Source organism: Campylobacter sp. 10_1_50 (assembly GCF_000238755.1).
In the GTDB taxonomy this organism is placed as follows: Bacteria; Campylobacterota; Campylobacteria; order Campylobacterales; family Campylobacteraceae; genus Campylobacter_A; species Campylobacter_A concisus_R.
On record NZ_JH414888.1, the window covers coordinates 392007 to 410810 of the forward strand.

At 40.2% G+C, this 18804-nt stretch carries 13 protein-coding genes and 1 pseudogene; 9 read left to right on the forward strand and 5 right to left on the reverse strand.

Annotation, left to right across the window (positions count from 1 at the left end; all coding sequences use genetic code 11):
- Positions 1 to 159: 159 nt before the first annotated feature.
- From HMPREF1019_RS06245 to HMPREF1019_RS06270, 6 genes and pseudogenes are all read left to right on the forward strand, one after another.
- Entirely contained in the window at positions 160 to 3612 is a 3453-nt protein-coding gene (locus HMPREF1019_RS06245) for an acyl-[ACP]--phospholipid O-acyltransferase (RefSeq protein WP_009294866.1), read from the forward strand.
- A gap of 141 nt (positions 3613 to 3753) precedes the next feature.
- Positions 3754 to 4533 (forward strand): amino acid ABC transporter substrate-binding protein, encoded by a 780-nt coding sequence (locus tag HMPREF1019_RS06250; protein ID WP_009294867.1) that lies wholly within the window; start codon positions 3754 to 3756, stop codon positions 4531 to 4533.
- 9 nt (positions 4534 to 4542) lie between these two features.
- Positions 4543 to 5295 (forward strand): annotated as a pseudogene (locus HMPREF1019_RS06255) (amino acid ABC transporter substrate-binding protein).
- A gap of 9 nt (positions 5296 to 5304) precedes the next feature.
- Complete coding sequence (locus tag HMPREF1019_RS06260) at positions 5305 to 6057, forward strand: amino acid ABC transporter substrate-binding protein (RefSeq protein WP_009294870.1); 753 nt, start codon at positions 5305 to 5307, stop codon at positions 6055 to 6057.
- Positions 6058 to 6080: 23 nt separating this feature from the next.
- Positions 6081 to 6749 (forward strand): amino acid ABC transporter permease, encoded by a 669-nt coding sequence (locus HMPREF1019_RS06265; protein ID WP_009294871.1) that lies wholly within the window; start codon positions 6081 to 6083, stop codon positions 6747 to 6749.
- On the forward strand, positions 6749 to 7486 hold the full coding sequence (locus HMPREF1019_RS06270) for an amino acid ABC transporter ATP-binding protein (RefSeq protein WP_009294872.1): 738 nt from the start codon (positions 6749 to 6751) through the stop codon (positions 7484 to 7486). Before HMPREF1019_RS06265 ends, HMPREF1019_RS06270 begins: the two co-directional genes overlap by 1 nt.
- A gap of 28 nt (positions 7487 to 7514) precedes the next feature.
- On the opposite strand, the gene fldA is transcribed toward HMPREF1019_RS06270, so the two are convergent.
- The 4 genes from fldA to HMPREF1019_RS06290 all read right to left on the reverse strand — a co-directional run bounded on the left by fldA (position 7515) and on the right by HMPREF1019_RS06290 (position 10349).
- On the reverse strand, positions 7515 to 8006 hold the full coding sequence (gene fldA / locus HMPREF1019_RS06275) for a flavodoxin FldA (RefSeq protein WP_009294873.1): 492 nt from the start codon (positions 8004 to 8006) through the stop codon (positions 7515 to 7517).
- A gap of 11 nt (positions 8007 to 8017) precedes the next feature.
- On the reverse strand, positions 8018 to 8731 hold the full coding sequence (locus HMPREF1019_RS06280) for a hypothetical protein (RefSeq protein WP_009294874.1): 714 nt from the start codon (positions 8729 to 8731) through the stop codon (positions 8018 to 8020).
- Positions 8732 to 8734: 3 nt separating this feature from the next.
- A complete protein-coding gene (locus HMPREF1019_RS06285; RefSeq protein ID WP_002939277.1) occupies positions 8735 to 9046 on the reverse strand; it encodes a DUF2325 domain-containing protein in 312 nt (103 codons plus the stop codon).
- 136 nt (positions 9047 to 9182) lie between these two features.
- A complete protein-coding gene (locus HMPREF1019_RS06290) occupies positions 9183 to 10349 on the reverse strand; it encodes a sugar transporter (RefSeq protein ID WP_009294875.1) in 1167 nt (388 codons plus the stop codon).
- A 156-nt stretch (positions 10350 to 10505) separates the two neighbouring features.
- Here HMPREF1019_RS06290 and nifJ point away from each other — a divergent pair, with 156 nt between their 5' ends.
- Positions 10506 to 14057 (forward strand): pyruvate:ferredoxin (flavodoxin) oxidoreductase, encoded by a 3552-nt coding sequence (gene nifJ, locus HMPREF1019_RS06295; RefSeq protein ID WP_009294876.1) that lies wholly within the window; start codon positions 10506 to 10508, stop codon positions 14055 to 14057.
- Positions 14058 to 14088: 31 nt separating this feature from the next.
- On the opposite strand, the gene HMPREF1019_RS06300 is transcribed toward nifJ, so the two are convergent.
- Entirely contained in the window at positions 14089 to 14520 is a 432-nt protein-coding gene (locus HMPREF1019_RS06300) for a hypothetical protein (protein WP_187364905.1), read from the reverse strand.
- A gap of 96 nt (positions 14521 to 14616) precedes the next feature.
- Here HMPREF1019_RS06300 and HMPREF1019_RS06305 point away from each other — a divergent pair, with 96 nt between their 5' ends.
- Positions 14617 to 15135, forward strand: a complete 519-nt coding sequence (locus HMPREF1019_RS06305; protein WP_009294878.1) for a DNA-deoxyinosine glycosylase — start codon at positions 14617 to 14619, stop codon at positions 15133 to 15135.
- 1083 nt (positions 15136 to 16218) lie between these two features.
- Positions 16219 to 18462 (forward strand): molybdopterin oxidoreductase family protein, encoded by a 2244-nt coding sequence (locus HMPREF1019_RS10650; protein ID WP_410369112.1) that lies wholly within the window; start codon positions 16219 to 16221, stop codon positions 18460 to 18462.
- Positions 18463 to 18804 lie beyond the last annotated feature (342 nt).

The window sequence follows — 18804 nt, forward strand, 5'->3', positions numbered from 1 at the left end:
CTTATTTTTGATAGGCGGATTTTATCAAAAAGCATATAAAATTTAAATTTTTTCAAAGAAATTTCACCACAAAATTTATGGCTAGAGTTTTTTATTAATGATATTTTAAATATTTTACTGTTAGATTTACAAAATTTAAAATCCAAAAAGGCTTTATTCATGAGGAATTTACTAAAAGTCACTGGCTTTTTGCCCTACCTTGCGATCGCATTTTTAAACGCAAGCGTCGATCTAGCGCACAAAATAACCATCCAAAACGTCCTTTTAAAGACCTACTCAGGCGATACGCTTTTTATCCTAACAGCCGTTATAAATGCGATGATCTTGCTTCCATTTATATTTTTATTTTCGCCTTCAAGCTTTATAAATGACAAATTTGCAAAAACAAAGGTTATTAGAATTTGCGCCGTCTTTGGCGTTGTTATCAGCGTTGCAGTGCTTATTAGCTACCTTTTGGGTGCCTTTGGCGTGGCATTTGCGCTCACGCTCATTTTAGCTGCTCAAAGTGCGATCTACTCGCCAGCAAAATATGGCATCATCAAAGCACTTGTCGGCACTGAGCGACTTGGCACAGCAAACGGCGTCATCCAAGCGCTTACCATCGTCGCAATACTCGCTAGCTCATTTTTATTTTCATTTATATTTGAAAATTTATATATCCAAGGCGAAAACTCAGAAGAAATTTTAAAAAGCGTCTATCCTATCGGCATCTTTTTAGTCGTTTTTAGCGCGCTTGAAGCATTTTTTGCTTACAAGCTACCTTATATCAGCGAAACGAACGAACAAAGCGGAGAATTTGAGCTTAAAAGATACATTAGCCTTAGCTACTTAAGAGAGAATTTAAAAGAGGTAAGATCAGATAAAAATATCTGGCTAAGCATCGCTGGTCTTAGCATATTTTGGGGTATCTCTCAGATCATCATCGCAGCCTTCCCAGCTCACTACAAGGCAGTTTTTAATGACGACAGCTCTCTAGCAGTGCAAGCGATCCTTGCAGTAAGCGCCATAGGCATCGCATTTGGCTCATACGTGGCTGGCTCTATGTCAAAGCTTCACATCGAGCTTGGCATCGTACCGATGGGTGCTATGGGTATATTTTTTTCACTATTATTTTTCGCATTTGGCTCAAGCATCGGCGTAGTGAGCCTTAGCTCATTTGCATTTGGCTTTTTTGGAGGCATATTTATAGTGCCGCTAAATGCGATGATCCAGTACTTTGCCCCGCAAAAGAGCACCGGCAAGATAATGGCGGCAAACAACTTCTTGCAAAACGTCTCAATGCTGCTATTTTTAGCTATTGGCATAGGCTTAGTATATTTTGAAATTTCAACCACCGGGCTCTTTGTCTTTACAGCGCTTGTTTGCTTAGTCGGCAGTTTTTACGCCATTTTACAGCTTCCACACCTTTTTACAAGGCTACTTTTGTTACCATTTTTAAAGACAAAGTACCGCTTTTTCGTTGAAGGGCTTCAAAATTTACCGCAAAGTGGCGGCGCACTACTTCTTGGCAATCACATCAGCTGGATCGACTGGCTCGTGCTTCAAGCTGCAAGCCCAAGGGGCATAAGATTTGTCATGTATAGAACGATCTATAACAAATGGTATCTAAAGCAAATTTTTAAATTTTTTAAAGTGATCCCAATAGGCGCAGGGGCTAGTAAAGAGTCGATAGAGCTAGTTAGAGAGTGCCTAAAAAATGGCGAAGTGGTTGCACTTTTCCCAGAGGGCCACATCAGCTATAACGGCCAGATAAATGAATTTCAAAAGGGCTTTGAGCTTATCATAAGAGATCTGGAAGAAATTTGCATCGTGCCATTTTACCTTCGTGGCCTTTGGGGATCTAGCTTTTCAAGAGCTAGTAAATTTTACAAAGACCTCACTTCTAAAAACGGCAGACGCGACATCATCGTCGCCTTTGGCAAGCCAATAACCACATTTATAAACGCTGCAAAGATGAAGCAAAAGGTGCTTGAGCTTAGCTTTTCATCGTGGGAGAGCTTTATCTCAAGGCAAAAACCGCTAACGAGCGAATGGCTAAACAACGCAAAAGAAAATAAATTTAAAGAGTGTGTGAGCGACAGCACTGGGCTAAATTTAAGCAACTTGAAATTTATAACTGCCGTTTTAGTCTTTATCAAAATTTTCAAACGAGAGCTAAAAGATGAGAAAAGTATAGGCATCTTACTACCTAGCTCAAGCATCGCAGCAATAGTAAATATGGCGCTTCTTGCCATGGGCAAAGTGAGCGTAAATTTAAACTATACGCTTAATGCTACCTCGCTAAATCACGCCCTAAGAAAGGCAAATATAAACACAGTCATCACCTCTAGCAAATTTCTTGAAAAGCTCGCACTTAAGGGCTTTAATCTAAAAGATGCGATGAGTGGCAGGGCTAAATTTGCAGAAGATCTCTCAGCTATCGTCTCAAAAAAAGAGAAATTTTTAGCGCTTTTAACCGCCTTTTTTGCTCCAACTTGGCTTATTAAACTTTGCTATTTTAAACGTGTAAGTTTAGAAGATACAGCCACCATTTTATTTAGTAGCGGCAGCGAGGGCGAGCCAAAAGGCATCGAGCTAAGCCACAAAAATTTACTTGCAAACATTAAGCAAATAAGCGAACTTCTAAATTTCAAAAAAGATGACGTGATCTTAAATTCACTCCCAGTATTTCACTCATTTGGCCTAACAGTCACCACGCTCATGCCGCTTTGCGAGGGCATAAAAATGGTAAGCGTACCTGACCCAACAGACGGAGCGACTATCGGCAAAATGGCTGCAAGACACAGCGCTAGCATCATCTTTGGTACCTCGACCTTCTTTAGGCTCTACACCAGAAACAAAAAGCTTCATCCGTTGATGTTTCAAAGTGCCAGAATGGTCGTAGCTGGGGCTGAAAAGCTAAAACCTGAGATAAAAGACGAGTTTAGGCTCAAATTTGGCATAGAAATTTATGAAGGCTATGGCGCGACCGAAACGGCGCCGGTGGCGGCTGTAAATATGCCAAATATCCTAGAAAAAGAGAGCCTAAAAGAGCTTACATTTAATAGACCTGGCAGCGTTGGCATGCCTCTACCTGGCACCATCATAAAGATAATCGACCCAGAGACGCTTGAAGAGCTAGAAACTGGCACAGACGGACTCATAGTGATCGGCGGATCGCAGGTGATGAAGGGCTATCTAAACGACGAAGCTAAAACAAGCGAGGTCATCACGCACATTGATGGCGTAAGATACTATAAAACTGGTGATAAAGGCCACATCGATGAAAACGGCTTTGTGTTTATCGTCGATAGATACTCAAGATTTGCCAAGATAGGCGGCGAGATGATAAGCCTTGGAAGCGTCGAAGAAGAGCTTACAAAGGTGCTTGGGGGCGACGTCGTCTTTAGCAGCGCAAATGTGCCAGATAGCAAAAAAGGCGAAGCGATCGCACTTTTAGTAAAAAGCGGCACAGAGCCCAAAAATTTAGAGCAAATTTTAAAAGAGAGCAGCCTAGCTCCTATAATGATGCCAAGCTATATATTCATCGTTGATGATATCCCAACGCTTGCAAGCGGCAAGGTTGATTTTAAGGGCGTTAAAGCTCTAGCGGTCTCACTTTTAGAGGGGTGAGCCGCCGCCCTTTTATTTTTGTGATAAAATAGCGCCAAAATATTACCTAGGTCGCAGTTGCGACTGACATTTGCATAAATCTTAAATTTATCTTTTTTTGCAAATTCCGTTATTGATTTTATTTTTTATAAGGAGTTTTGTATGAAATTTTCTAGTGCTTTTAAATTTGGTGCGCTCTGCGCAGTTGCCTATTTGCTCTCTTTAAATTCTGCCTTGGCAAATTCTTACGAGCAGATCAAAAAAGATGGCGTCATAAGGATAGCGACCGAGGGTGTTTATTCGCCATTTTCGTTTCACAATGAAAAAGATGAGCTAATGGGCTATGACGTGGAGATAGCAAGAGCCGTGGCTAAAAAACTAGGCGTAAAGCCAAAATTTATCGAAGCTTCATGGGATGCGATGCTTGCTGCATTTGACGCTGGCAAGGCGGACGTGGTGTTTAACCAAGTAAGCATAACAGACGAGCGAAAGAAAAAGTATGACTACAGCGTGCCATATATGGTCTCTTACTCGGCCATCGTCGTGCATAAAGATAATAACGACATCAAAAGCTTTGCCGATCTAAAAGGCAAAAGAAGCGTGCATTCAGTAAATAGCATGTGGATACCAACCGTTGAAAAGTATGGCGCCAAGCTAGTTGTGGCTGATAGTTTGAGCGATCAGATAAATTTGATCATCACAAAAAGAGCCGATGATACGATAGATGATGCGGTAATGTTTTATGACTACATCAAACAACACCCAAATGCCCCTATAAAGATCATCGAAGCTGGCGATGAGCCGATGTATACGGCTGCGATTGTTAAAAAAGGTAACACTAAACTTCTAAATGAGATAAACCTTGCCCTAAATGAGCTTAGTAAAGAAGGAGTTTTAAGCGAAATTTCGCTTAAATACTTCGGCAAAGACATTTCTAAATAAGGAGAATTAATGAATTTTAAGCCCATTTTTGGCTTTATCGCAGGTGCTTTTTTAGCTTTAAATTTAAATGCTTCAACTATCAAAAAAGGCGAGCTTATAATTGCAACTGAAGGCACTTACTCACCTTACTCATTTTATGATGAAAAGGGCGAGCTAGTAGGTTATGACGTAGATATCGCAAGAGCTGTTGCAAAGAAGCTAAATTTAAAGATATAGTTTCTAACAGCTCCATGGGACGCGATGCTTGCTGCATTTGACGCTGGCAAAGCAGATGTTGTTTTTAATCAAGTTAGCATAAACGAAGATAGAAAGAAAAAGTATGATATGAGCGTGCCTTACACCATGCCATATCCCGTAATTGTCGTGCATAAAGACAATAACGACATCAAAAGTTTTGCTGATCTAAAGGGCAAAAAGAGCGTGCACTCTGCAACTAGCAACTGGGCAGCGATAGCTGAGAAAAATGGCGCAACAGTAGTTGTAGCTGATGGCTTTAGCAAAGGCGTGGAGCTTATCATCTCAAAAAGAGCTGACGATACGATAAATGACAACGTCACATTTTTTGACTACATCAAACAACGCCCAAATGCACCGCTAAAAATCGCATACACTAGTAATGAGCCGATGCCAACAGCTGCACTTCTTAAAAAAGGCAACACCGAGCTACTAGAAGCGATAAACAAAGCGCTTGATGAGCTAAAAGCCGAAGGTAAGATAAGCGAAATTTCGATGAAATATTTTGGAAAAGATATTTCAAAATAAAGGATCAAAATGAAATTTACAAATTTATTAAAAGTAGTAGCAGTGCTTGCAATGGCTCTAAATTTGCAAGCAAAAACTATAAAAGATGGCGTGCTAACAGTAGCAACAGAAGGCACTTACGCACCTTTTACATTTTATAATGACAAAAATGAGCTAGTAGGATACGACGTAGATATCGCAAGAGCGGTAGCACAAAAGCTAAATTTAAAAGTTGAGTTTCTAACAGCCCCATGGGACGCGATGCTAGCAGCATTTGACGCTGGCAAAGCAGACGTTGTGTTTAACCAAGTAAGTATAACCGATGAGAGAAAGAAAAAATATGCTTTTTCAGTGCCTTATACTGTGACATTTGGCGCTATCATCACTAGAAAAGATAATAACGAGATAAAAAGTTTTGCTGATCTAAAAGGCAAAAAAGATGCCGACTCAGCAACTAGCAACTGGGCGAAAGTCGCCGTAAAATACGGTGCTAAGCACGTCGTAACAGATAGTTTTGCTAAAAGCATGGAGCTTCTTATATCAAGGCGTGTAGATGCTGTTGTAAGAGATAACATCGTATTTTACGACTTCATAAAAGAGCGTCCAAACGCACCTGTGAAGATAGCTGCCTCACTTGATGAGAAAGACTACACAGCAGCAGCTGTTAAGAAAGATAATGCAGAGCTTGCAGAGCAAATTTCAAATGCTTTAACTGAGCTTTCAAAAGAGGGCAAACTAGAAGCCATCTCTAAAAGCTACTTTGACAAAGACGTTTCAAAATAAATTTATAAACCAACAAGGCAAAAATGGAAAATTTAGATAGAGTGATCGAGCTTGTTTCAAGCTCGACGCTACCGATGATCATCGCGCTTTTAAAAGTGACGATCCCACTTACTTTGCTCTCGTTTTCGCTAGGGCTTGTCATCGCCATTATCACAGCAGTAGCGAGGCTTTCAAATATAAAAATTTTAAAATTTATATTTGCCACCTATGTTTGGATATTTCGCGGTACTCCGCTTCTTGTGCAGCTTTTCATCGTATTTTACGGGCTTCCTAGCATCGGTGTCACGCTTGATACTTGGAGTGCGGCCACTATCGCATTTAGCCTAAACGTGGGCGCTTATGCGTCTGAATCTGTAAGGGCTGCCATACTTTCTGTGCCAAAAGGTCAGTGGGAGGCTGCCATATCGCTTGGCATGACGCACTATCAAATTTTAAAGCGCATCATCGCACCTCAAGCAGTGAGGATCTCGCTCCCTCCGCTTTCAAACACATTTATAGACCTTGTTAAAGACACTTCACTAGCAGCTTCTATAACGATGGTAGATATGTTTATGGTCGCTCAAAGGATCGCAGCAAGGACCTTTGAGCCACTCATCCTCTACATCCTAGCAGCGCTCATCTATTTAGCGGTTTGCACACTTTTAACCTATCTTCAATCAAGGCTTGAAAAAGCTGTCTCAAGGTATGTCTAATGGCTATAAATTTTAAAAATATAAGCAAATCTTACGGCGATCATTTGGTGCTAGATAACATAAATACAAGCTTTAAAGAGGGGCAAACGACCGTGATAGTTGGCTCATCTGGTTGTGGCAAATCAACGCTTCTTAGATGCATAAATTTACTTGAGATCCCACAAAGTGGCACTTTAGAGGTAGATGATAGGAGTGTAAATTTTAAAGAGAAGCTTAGCTCAAAAGAGCTTTTAGAAATTCGTAAAAAAACAGGCATGGTCTTTCAAAGCTTCAACCTCTTCCCGCACCTAACAGCGCTTCAAAATGTCACCGAAGCTCCGATCTACGTTCAAAAAAAGGATAAAAACGAAGCGATAAAAGAGGCAAAAGAGCTTTTAGCTAAAGTGGGACTTAGCCACAAAGAAGATACCTATCCAAACAGGCTCTCAGGCGGACAAGCACAGCGCGTGGCCATCGCTAGAGCACTAGCTGTAAATCCATACTTTTTGCTACTTGACGAGCCTACAAGTGCGCTTGATCCAGAGCTTGAGGCTGAAGTTTTAAAGGTCATCTTATCTCTTGCAAAAGAGAAAAAGTCTATGATCATCGTCACTCACAATATGAATTTTGCTAGAAAGATAGCTGATAGAATTTTGTTTTTAGATAAAAGTGTGATCGCCTTTGATGGCTTAGTTGATGAGTTTTTTAAAAGCCAAAATGAGAGGATAAAAAGCTTCATCTCGGCTATGGATATATAAATTTAGCTAGAAGATCTAGCTAAATTTATTATGCAAAGTATGGTTTTATCTGCTCGATCCAAGCTGAAATTCTACCCTCTGTCTTGTCACTTTGGTTATCAGCATCAAGCGCTAGACCTACAAATTTACCATTTCTTACGGCATCAGAACCATCAAATGTATATCCATCAGTGCTAACTTCACCAACTACCTTCGCGCCTGCTTTTACCACCTCGTCATAGAGCTTTGCCATGCCGTTGCAGTACTCGTCTGAGTAGCTTTGGCTATCTCCCATGCCAAAAACAGCGACCGTTTTGCCGTTTAAATTTAACGCTTTAAAGTCAAATGCGTCCCAGTCGTCTTGCAGGTCGCCGCTGCCCCAGGTCGATGTGCCAAGGATGAGCTTATCAAAGCTATTTAGCTTCGCTGCGTCCACGTCAGAGACGTTTAAAAGCTCGTTTTTAAGACCTAGACCTTCGCTTATAAGTTTTGCTGCATCTTCGGTATTTCCCATACTGCTTCCAAAAACTATACCTATCATTTTTATCCTTTTTAAAAAATTTTACTAATAATCGTATAAGGCACGAGCTTTATGCACCCTCTTGCAAAGCAGTGCCTAACCTCAACATGCCGCCTAAATTCCTCATTTCTAGGACAGACGATATAAACCATCTCGCACTCTCTTTGCAAGGCGCAAACGGCTGCGTCGATGTCGTCGTTTAAATTTCTCATATCATCAAAGCTCACTTTTTTAAAGCTTGGCATGACGCTGAGTAAATTTTTGCCACCCTTTTTGACCGAGATGACGCCGCCATTTAGCACGACCTCTTTGTCCTGATGACGGAGGCGTATTTTATCATAAACAAATTGACAAAACATCTGCGCTGCGTCAATAAAAAACTCAAATTCCCCACTTCTATAAAGCATCTTTATCATCTTTGCAGCTGCCATCTTTGGCTCTTTTGCTACAAATTTCAACGCTTTAAAATCATTTCTCAAATAAGCATTTATAACGACGTTTGAAGGTATGCAAAAGCTATCAACTGGTTTGAAATTTAAAAATTTATCACACAGTAATAAATTTATCCTAGCATCAAAAATCTCTTTGAAATTTAGAAATTTAGCGTAAGAAAGCGGGATCTTTAGCTCGCTCTCTACGCCAACATTATAAAGTGCGATAAAAATTTTCGCACGCGAAAGTTTGTCAAGCTTTGCAAAAATACTTGGAGTTATTTCGCCAATATCTGATAAAAACCCGAACTTCATCGATTATTCTTTGCATCCAAATTCCTTATCTAGGCCAAAGACCTTACAATACTCGCAAAATACGCAACTAACGCTTCTTTTAGCACAAACGATAGGGATATTTCTCTTTTTTGCTTGAGTTTTAATGGTCTTCATCGTGTTGTGGTTTAAAAAGCTAGTTAGCATCACCACGCACTCGGTGTCTTGTGGGATCGGCTTGCGATTTACGCGGTTTTCGTTTCTAGCGTCCCAGTGCTCTATCTTTTCAGCTCCTAAATCATGCAAAACAGCCTTAATAGGCGTGATCTCATCTGCTCCGATAACTAAAACTGACATAACAAGCTCCTAAAATTTATTCGTTTTCTGATAACGATTATAAAAAAGCTTAGCTAAAATTATTCTTAGTTATGATATTTATTATCACTTATTTGTAGAAATTTGTAACGTTTTTGGTTTTTTAAAAAAGCTAAATTTAATTAGCCTTCTTAAATTTAACCGCTGCGGCGACAAAAATGACAAGTCCAGCCGCTGCAAAAAGGCTACCAACGTTACCGATATTTTGCTCGCCAAGATGAACTATCGTTTGATGACCTATTAGCGCGCCAGTTCCTATGCCGATGTTATAAATAGCTGAATATATCGCCATCGCAGCGTCTGTGGCTTTTGAGGCTAAGCTTAGCACCTTTATCTGAAAGCTCATATTTATCCCAGCTATGCCAAGCCCCCAGATAAAGGCAAGCGCAAGCATAAAGCTCTCATTTGTAGCGATGAAATTTAGCGCAAGCAAGCAGGCTAAAATGATCGCTATTGAGATAGCTGTAAAGGCATTTGGTATGAGCTTATAAAATTTAGAAAAAAGCCAGCTTGCTACAATGCCAGCGACGCCAAACAAAAGCAAAAATATGGTGATAAATTTACCATCAAAGCCGCTAATATCTTTGGCAAACGGCTCGATGTAGCTATAAGTGCTAAAATGCGCACTGATAACGATAGCAGTTAGCAAAAATATCACCATCAAGAAGCCATTTCTTGCAAGCTCAGGCAAACTTTTTAGCGAGCCTGAGTTTTTACTAGGCAAAAGCGGCAAAATTTTATATAGCCAAGCGCCAACGCCCACAGCAAAAATTCCTATGAGCCCAAATGTGACACGCCAGCCCAAGCTATCGCCTAAAACCCTACCAAGTGGCAAGCCAAGTATCATCGCCATCGATGTGCCAAGCGCTAAAAGTCCCAGAGCTTGCGAGCTTTTATTGATAGGTGCCACCCTAACAGCAAGCGAGGCGGTGATCGACCAAAATATGGCGTGTGAGATGGCTATTAGCACGCGAGCTATGACTAAAACGGTAAAATTCCAAGCAACCGCGCAAAGTGCGTGAGAAACCACAAAAATGATAAAGACCTTTAAAAGTAGCGACCTTCGCTCTAAATTTGCAGTTAGCAGCATAAAAGGTAGCGAGAGTATCGTCACGCTCCACGCATATATCGTGATGATGAGCCCAGTATCAGCCGTACTCATGCCAAAATCCTTTGCTATGTCGCTTAAAAGCGGCACTGGCACGAACTCAGTTGTATTAAATATAAAAGCTGCAAAAGCTAGCGCGATAACCCTTAGATAGGCTATTTTATGAATATTTATCAAAATTTCATCCTTTTTACTTTGCCCCTACAATATTAAAATTTGACTTACATCTTAGTTATTTATAAATTTTAATTTTTTAATGATAGAGATTAATGACAAATTTTGGATTTTTCTTTTATAATAAAGCCATTTTTAAGATAATTTTAAGGCGGAAATATGTCAAAAATAATGAAAACTATGGACGGAAACGAGGCCGCAGCTTACGCGTCATACGCATTTACCGAAGTAGCTGGAATTTACCCTATCACTCCTAGCTCGCCTATGGCTGACTACACTGACCTTTGGGCAGCGCAGGGCAAGAAAAATTTATTTGGTATGCCAGTAAAAGTAGTCGAGATGCAAAGCGAAGGCGGAGCAGCTGGCACGGTGCATGGCTCGCTACAAGTTGGCGCGCTAACTACGACCTACACAGCTTCTCAAGGCCTACTTTTAAAAATTCCAAATATGTATAAGATAGCAGGCCAGCTCCTCCCTGGCGTCATCCACGTCTCAGCTCGCTCGCTAGCTGCGCAGGCACTTTCAATATTTGGCGACCACCAAGACATCTACGCCTGTCGCCAAACTGGCTTTGCTATGCTAGCAAGCGGCTCAGTGCAAGAGGTGATGGACATCGCTGGCGTGGCGCATTTAGCAGCGATCAAGGGCAGAGTGCCATTTTTACACTTCTTTGATGGCTTTAGAACGAGCCATGAAATTCAAAAAGTAGAAGTGATGGACTACGCGCACTTTGATAGGCTACTTGATAGAGAGGCGCTACAAAAATTTAGAGACGAAGCGCTAAATCCAGAGAGCCCAAAAACAAGAGGCACAGCGCAAAATGACGATATCTACTTTCAAACAAGAGAGCTAAGCAACCGCTTTTATGACGCAGTGCCAGACATCGTAGCAAACTACCTAGCTGAAATTTCAAAGATCACTGGTCGTGACTACAAGCCGTTTAACTACTACGGCGATCCTGAGGCCACGCGCGTCATCGTAGCTATGGGCTCAGTGACGCAGACCCTTGAAGAGGTTGTTGATTATCTAAACGCAAAAGGCGAAAAGGTGGGCATCATCAAGGTGCATTTGTACCGCCCATTTAGCACGAAGTATCTCTTTGACGTGATGCCAAAGAGCGTGAAAAAAATAGCCGTTCTTGACCGCACAAAAGAGCCTGGCAGCCTTGGCGAGCCGCTATATCTTGATATAAAAGCTGCATTTTATGGCCAAAAGGACGCCCCGATCATAGTTGGCGGCAGATACGGCCTAAGCTCAAAGGATGTTGATCCTGCGCAGATGCTAGCTGTATTTGAAAATTTAAACCAAAGCGAGCCAAAAGATGGCTTTACAGTGGGTATCGTCGATGACGTCACTTTTACCTCGCTGCCAACTGGAGAGAAAATTTCACTAAGCGATGAGAGCGTTAAAGAGTGCTTATTTTACGGACTTGGCGCTGATGGCACCGTGGGTGCAAACAAAAATTCTATTAAGATCATCGGTGATAAGACTGATCTTTACGCACAGGCATATTTTGCCTATGATAGTAAAAAATCAGGCGGCTACACGCGCTCGCACCTTCGCTTTGGCAAAAAGCCGATCCGCTCGACCTATCTCGTCTCAAACCCGCACTTTGTAGCCTGCTCAGTCGCAGCATATCTTGAAATTTACGACGTCATTGACGGCATCAGAGAAAACGGCACATTTTTATTAAACTCTATCTGGGACGCAGAGCAGACCATAGCGAAGTTGCCAAATAAAGTTAAGAAAATTTTAGCTAGCAAAAATATAAATTTCTACATCATAAACGCAACAAAGCTAGCGCACGATATCGGACTTAAAAACCGCACAAATACCATAATGCAGTCGGCATTTTTCAAGCTTGCTGACATCATACCATTTGAAGATGCGCAAAAATATATGAAAGAGTACGCTCACAAAGCCTACGCTAAAAAAGGCGAGGCGATCGTGCAGATGAACTACAACGCTATCGACGTTGGCGCAAATGGGCTCATAAAAGTGCCAGTCAATCCTGCGTGGGCAAATTTAGCAGACGATGAGCAAAAAGATGAAAAATACATCGGCAACAGCTTCATCGAAAACGTCGTAAAACCGATAAATGCGGCTCGCGGTGATAGCCTACCAGTCTCAGCCTTCATAGGCTACGAGGACGGCCACTTTGAAGCTGGCACGACGGCTTATGAGAAGCGCGGCGTTGGCGTCATGGTGCCAAAATGGATCGAGCAAAACTGCATCCAGTGCAACCAGTGCGCATTTGTCTGCCCACACGCTGTAATCAGACCATTTTTAATAGACGAAAACGAGCTTAGCGCAGCCCCAGATGGCGTAAAAGAGCACAACCTAGAGGCAAAAGGCAAAGAGGTCAAGGGACTAAAATACAAGATCCAAGTAAGCCCGCTAGACTGCACCGGCTGCGAGCTATGCGCACAAAACTGCCCAAGCAAGGAAAAATCGCTCGTCATGGTGCCGCTTGAAGAAGAGCTAGGCAAAAACGAGCAAGAAAATGCTGATTATCTATTTAAAAAGGTCGCTTATAAAGACGATCTCATGAACAAAGAGAGCGTTAAAGGCGTTGGCTTTGCTAAGCCACTCTTTGAATTCCACGGCGCTTGCCCGGGATGCGGCGAAACTCCGTATATCACGCTTATTACAAGGCTATTTGGCGAGCGTATGATCGTAGCAAACGCGACTGGTTGTAGCTCGATATATGGCGGCTCTGCCCCATCTACTCCGTACACCACAAACGACGAAGGCAAGGGCGTTGCGTGGGCAAATTCGCTATTTGAAGATAACGCCGAGTTTGGCATGGGTATGAACGTAGCGATCGAGACTATGCGCCACCGCATCGAAGATATAATGAGAAACAACATAGATAGCGTACCAAACGCACTTTCAGCGCTTTACAACGACTGGATAAATTTCAAAAATGATGGCGTTAAAACGCAAGAGATCACGAAAAATTTATTGCCTATTTTAGAGCAAAATTTAAGCGTACCAGGCGTGAAAGAAATTTTAGAGCTTAAGAAATTCCTAGTCAAAAAGTCGCAATGGATCATCGGCGGCGACGGTTGGGCGTATGACATCGGCTTTGGCGGACTTGACCACGTGCTAGCAAGCGGCGAAAACGTAAACGTGCTAGTGCTTGACACCGAAGTTTATTCAAACACTGGCGGCCAAAGCTCAAAATCAAGCCGCGCAGGCTCGATAGCGCAATTTACGGCTAGCGGCAAGCCAGCTCAGAAAAAGGACCTTGGCTACATCGCAATGACTTACGGCAATATTTTTGTAGCGCAGATCAACTCAAACGCGAGCCAAGCAAACGTGATAAAAGCGATCGCAGCGGCTGAAGCGTATGACGGCCCAAGCCTCATCATCGCCTACTCTCCGTGCATCGCTCACGGCATCAAAGGCGGCTTATCGCAGTCAGGCGGCCAAGGCGAGCTCGCTACAAAATGCGGATACTGGCCGACATATCTATACGATCCGCGCCTTTTAAAAGAGGGACAAAATCCGCTCAAAATCACCTCAAAAGAGCCTGACTGGTCGCTTTATGAAGAGTTTTTGCTAAACGAGGTTCGCTACAACTCGCTTAAAAAGACCAACCCTGAGCATGCAGATGAGCTACTAGCTAAAAACAAAGCCGACGCGCAAAGACGCTACCGCCAGCTAAAACGCCTAAGCCTAGCAGACTTTAGCGACGAAATCAATTAAATTTTAGGTGCTTTTGCACCTAAAATTTACTCTAGCAGCTAGAATACATCTTGCTTGAAATTTTTTTAAATTTAATACTGCATATCTCGTCAAAGGCAAAATGACGCTCCTTAAGATCACCCATCATATATGAAAAATAAAATTTCTTCTCCGCAAAAGCCACTTCACTAGCTATGATCTCGCCAAGAGTGTTGTCATCTATATGAAAATTTTTAAAAAGGGCACTTAGCTCGTAGTAGCCATTTTGCAAGTCTCCGATGTAAAATTTAACCCTAGCGCCACTTTTCATAAAGGCAAAAGATACTATCTTTGCGTCATTAAAATTTAGATCTACAAAAATTCTCTCAAGTGTCTTTAGCTCGCCATAAAAAGACCTTACATACGAGCCATAATCCTCTATCCTCTTTTCAAACTCATCATCGTCCAGATCGCCACTTATCCAGCCCTTATCAAAAAACCTCATCTTGCGCCAAGGCATTGCAGCTCCTTAAATTTAACTTCTAAAGCAAATTTTATATATCATTATCTAAAATTATTCATAAATTTAAAAGGCAAAAATATGAGCCAAACGCACCCCTTTAAGCCAATCTTTGATAAAAACTCTAAAATTTTAATACTAGGCTCATTTCCCTCCGTCATCTCTCGTAAATTTGGCTTTTACTATACAAATCCGCAAAACCGCTTTTGGCGGGTGTTGGCTGGGATTTTAAATGCTGACCTGCCAGAAAGCACGGATGAAAAAATAAAATTTCTACTCTCTCATCACATCGCGATATATGACGCGGCGATATCATGCGAGATAGAGGGCTCAAGCGACGCTAAGATGAGCCAGATCGTACCTGTAAATTTAAAGCCAATTTTTAAAACCGCAAATATCACACAAGTCTATGCAAATGGCGGCAAAGCTTATGAAATTTGCAAAAAATACTTAGAAGATGAGATCATAAAAGCGACAAAAAATGAAGTGATAAAACTACCATCAACCAGCCCTGCAAATGCTAAATTTAGCCTTGAAAAGCTTGCAAAGGAATGGCAAATCATAGCCAAAAATTTAAAACCCTTAAAAGAAAAAATTTAAAAACTATTCTTATAGACAAAAAATTTATTTTTAATTTTATTATATTGGCAATGATTATTTTATATTTATAACTTTTTCTTTTCTGTATTTTTGTATTAGCCTCAACAGAACTTAAATAGATTTTCTTTTATAGGCTTAATATGATTTAACACAATTTTTTTGTATTTTTAATGTTTTGACACCTAGACTCATACTCTTATGATGAAACAAGAAATTCTTTTTTTGTTTATATAATCTATGTTTAGTATATCTTCATACACTTGTGATAGCAAGACAAATTTGCATCTAAAAATTTTATATCCAGATATAAGATTTTTACCATTAATAAATTTATTCTTAAAATATTTTACCACATAATAAGATTAAGCCACATAACTCATAAGTCTTATTACTATCATAATAAATTACAATCTCAGCTAGCTCATAAAAATCATGTAATGTTATTATTAGTTAATTTGTGGGGCGTTTTAACTAACTTAGTTACAAAGCAACCCTTATCTATTTCCTATGTCTTCTAAAAAATTAGATATATTCTAGAACTCTTTAGACATTAAAATTCTGATATTTTTAGTTATTTTGCTAATTACTTTTCTAAAAAACTTAAGTAATCTCTACTATTTCTATAGTTTTTATAACGGATGAAAGACTATATAGTTCATATGAATCCTTCTATAAAATTTAGAAATAGGATATGTATTTATTTTTTAACTTCTCCATGTTTATTAGTTTTCAAAAATATGGTTTTTATCATAGCTCAATACCCATTAGTTTATATTAGGTTTTTGCCGAGCTTGCCAACATAAAATAACCAAAAAATATAAATGTTTTATCAAATTAGAAACAAATAAAGCAGATTAAGAACCTACTTCGTAATAAATTATTTTAGCACCAAATATAAATACTCATAAATATTAAAACTAATATAAAAATAGTAAAGTCTTATAAATTCAGCGTCAAAGTAATATGCAAATTTTGCATATTACTTAAAATTTTTTTAAATAAAATAATTAATTTTAAAACTACTTTTATTTTATAAGGTATATAATAACCGCGTTATTAGAAATATTACTTGAAAGGAAATCTATGCAAAAGATTGTTCAAACAACCTGTCCGTATTGCGGAACTGGTTGCGGCATAGACCTTATCGTAGAAAACGGTAGGATAGTCGATGCAAAGCCGACTGATAACCACCATGTAAATGATGGCGAGTTGTGTTTAAAAGGTATGTTTGGTTGGGAATTTGTAAATTCTCCAAAACGTTTAACTAAACCAATGATGAGAAAACTAAACGGAGAGTTTAACAAAGAGGGCAAACTTGAAGAGGTTAGCTTTGAAGAGGTTTATGAATTTTTAGGAAAGACTTTTAAAAATAGTGTAGAAAAATATGGTCCAAGCTCTATCATGGGCTTTAGTTCAGCTCGTTCAAACAACGAAGACAACTATGTATTTCAAAAATTCTTTCGTGCTTTAGGAAGTAACAACGTAGATCACTGCGCTCGTCTTTGACACGCTCCAACAGTGGCAGGTCTTGCCAGCACCCTTGGAAACGGAACAATGACAAACGATCTTGTTGAGTTTGCGACTGATACAGATGTATTTTTACTAATAGGCACAAATACAAGCGAATGCCACCCGATCATCGCTATGCAGATGCAAAGAGGCTTAGAGCGTGGTGCAAAAATGATCGTTGTGGATCCAAAACGCACCGATATGGCTAAAAAAGCCGATATATTCTTGCAAATTCCAGTTGGCTCAAACATCAAAACACTAAACACAATGATGAATGTCATCATTTCTGAAAATTTACAAGATAGTGAATTTATCGAAAAATATGCAGAGGGTTTTGAGTATCTAAAAGAAGCGGTAAAAGACTTCACACCTGAGAGATTTGAGCGTGAGACTGGTGTCAAAAAAGAGCTTATCACTGAGGCTGCTAGGATGTATGCAAAAGCTGGCAGCGCTGCTATTTGCTACACTATGGGTATCACTCAGTTTAGCGACGGCACATCAAATGTCTTCTCACTTTCAAATTTAGCGATCCTAACAGGAAATTTAGGTAAAAAAGGCGCTGGAGTAAATCCACTTCGTGGACAAAACAACGTTCAAGGCTCATGCGATATGGGCGCACTACCTAACGTCATCCCAGCAGGTGCAGTCAATAGCGCTTACGCACAAGAGCAAGCTCGCAAAGTTTGGCACTTCGAGCTTAATCCAGTGCCTGGCTTTAAACTAACATACGCACCTGATAAGATGGATAGCGGCGAGCTAAAAGTGCTTTACGTTTATGGCGAAAACCCTGTTATGAGTGACCCTTGGACAGAGCACTTTGTGCATGCTACACATCACCTAGACTGCTTTATCGTGCAAGATCTATTCTTCACTGAAAGTGCTCAAAAAGCTGATGTTGTATTACCCGCAGCTGGTTGGGGTGAGAAAGATGGAACATTTATTAACACATCTCGCCGTGTTCAAAGAACTAGAAAAGCAAGCGAACCAGTAGGTGGCGTAGAGCCTGACTGGAAAGTAGTATGCAACATCGCAAAAGCTATGGGACTTGAGGGATTTGACTTCTTAAGCGCAGAAGAGGTTTGGGATGAGCTTAGAAAACTAATGCCTAAATTCTTTGGTGGTATCAGCTACTATAGGCTTGAAAAACTAGGTGGCATCAGCTGGCCATGCCCTGATGAAGATCACCCAGGCACACCTGATCTCTATACCGATCACAAATCAATGCTACCTGATGGTAAATTCCGCTTAGTGCCAGTGCTTTACGCTGACGATAAAGATAAGCGTGCGAGCATGGAGGCTGAATTTAAAGCCAAAATGCATATACCTGATGGCTATCCAGTAGGTTCAGGCGCGATGAGCGAAGTACCTGACGAGGTTTATCCTTGCTTATTTACAACAGGTAGAAAAGTTTATCACTACCACACTGGTACGATGACTAGAGAGTGCCCACCGCTAGAGTATGGTGCTGGTATCGAAGGTCCGCTAATCGAAGTAAGCCCTGATATCGCAAGAGAAAGAGAGCTAGAAGATGGCTGCTACGCAATGGTAGAGAATAAACGTGGTAGGATCGCAGCTAAACTTCGCGTAAATCCTGACCTTAGAGAAAGCACGATATTTACGACTTTCCACTATAGCGAGGCTGACGGTAACGAGCTTGCAAATGCACAAGATCACGATCCACTCTCAGGTATCACACCTCTTAAGATCACTATAGCTAACATAAAAAAATTAAGCGAAGAGGAGTATATAGCATTTAGACAACAAAACGAGATGTCTATGCACTCTGAAAAACCTTATCTTTCACCTGTTAGATCATAATTTCAAGGGCGCAATGCCCTTGGATCATACAATTTCATAGAAATATTTTCTCTTATCGTCTGCATTTAAGCTTCAACTATAAAAGTTCTTCTTTGATCAAAAAATTTGCTTATAATGTGTATATATTTTGTATTTCTAACACTAATAAATATGACGAATATCCGCTTTTACAAAAAAATGAATTAAAAAATCAAGAAATTTTAAAAACAACTATAAATTTGTTTATAAGATCAAGGTCTATCATAAACAAATAAATTTTTCAAAACTAAAGCACAAAAACGACTATAAAAATTTAAGTAAAGAAAACATATCTAAACCTATATTTTAAATTTTAAAAAGTAA

Excerpts from the sequence above, each read along its gene's own strand:
- HMPREF1019_RS06270 (WP_009294872.1), top strand. The coding sequence starts at position 6,749 with ATGGCTATAAATTTTAAAAATATAAGCAAATCTTACGGCGATCATTTG.
- nifJ (WP_009294876.1), top strand. The coding sequence starts at position 10,506 with ATGTCAAAAATAATGAAAACTATGGACGGAAACGAGGCCGCAGCTTAC.
- HMPREF1019_RS06305 (WP_009294878.1), top strand. The coding sequence starts at position 14,617 with ATGAGCCAAACGCACCCCTTTAAGCCAATCTTTGATAAAAACTCTAAA.
- HMPREF1019_RS06300 (WP_187364905.1), bottom strand. The coding sequence starts at position 14,520 with ATGAGGTTTTTTGATAAGGGCTGGATAAGTGGCGATCTGGACGATGAT.
- fldA (WP_009294873.1), bottom strand. The coding sequence starts at position 8,006 with ATGATAGGTATAGTTTTTGGAAGCAGTATGGGAAATACCGAAGATGCA.
- HMPREF1019_RS06250 (WP_009294867.1), top strand. The coding sequence starts at position 3,754 with ATGAAATTTTCTAGTGCTTTTAAATTTGGTGCGCTCTGCGCAGTTGCC.
- HMPREF1019_RS06285 (WP_002939277.1), bottom strand. The coding sequence starts at position 9,046 with ATGTCAGTTTTAGTTATCGGAGCAGATGAGATCACGCCTATTAAGGCT.
- HMPREF1019_RS06260 (WP_009294870.1), top strand. The coding sequence starts at position 5,305 with ATGAAATTTACAAATTTATTAAAAGTAGTAGCAGTGCTTGCAATGGCT.
- HMPREF1019_RS06265 (WP_009294871.1), top strand. The coding sequence starts at position 6,081 with ATGGAAAATTTAGATAGAGTGATCGAGCTTGTTTCAAGCTCGACGCTA.
- HMPREF1019_RS06245 (WP_009294866.1), top strand. The coding sequence starts at position 160 with ATGAGGAATTTACTAAAAGTCACTGGCTTTTTGCCCTACCTTGCGATC.
- HMPREF1019_RS06280 (WP_009294874.1), bottom strand. The coding sequence starts at position 8,731 with ATGAAGTTCGGGTTTTTATCAGATATTGGCGAAATAACTCCAAGTATT.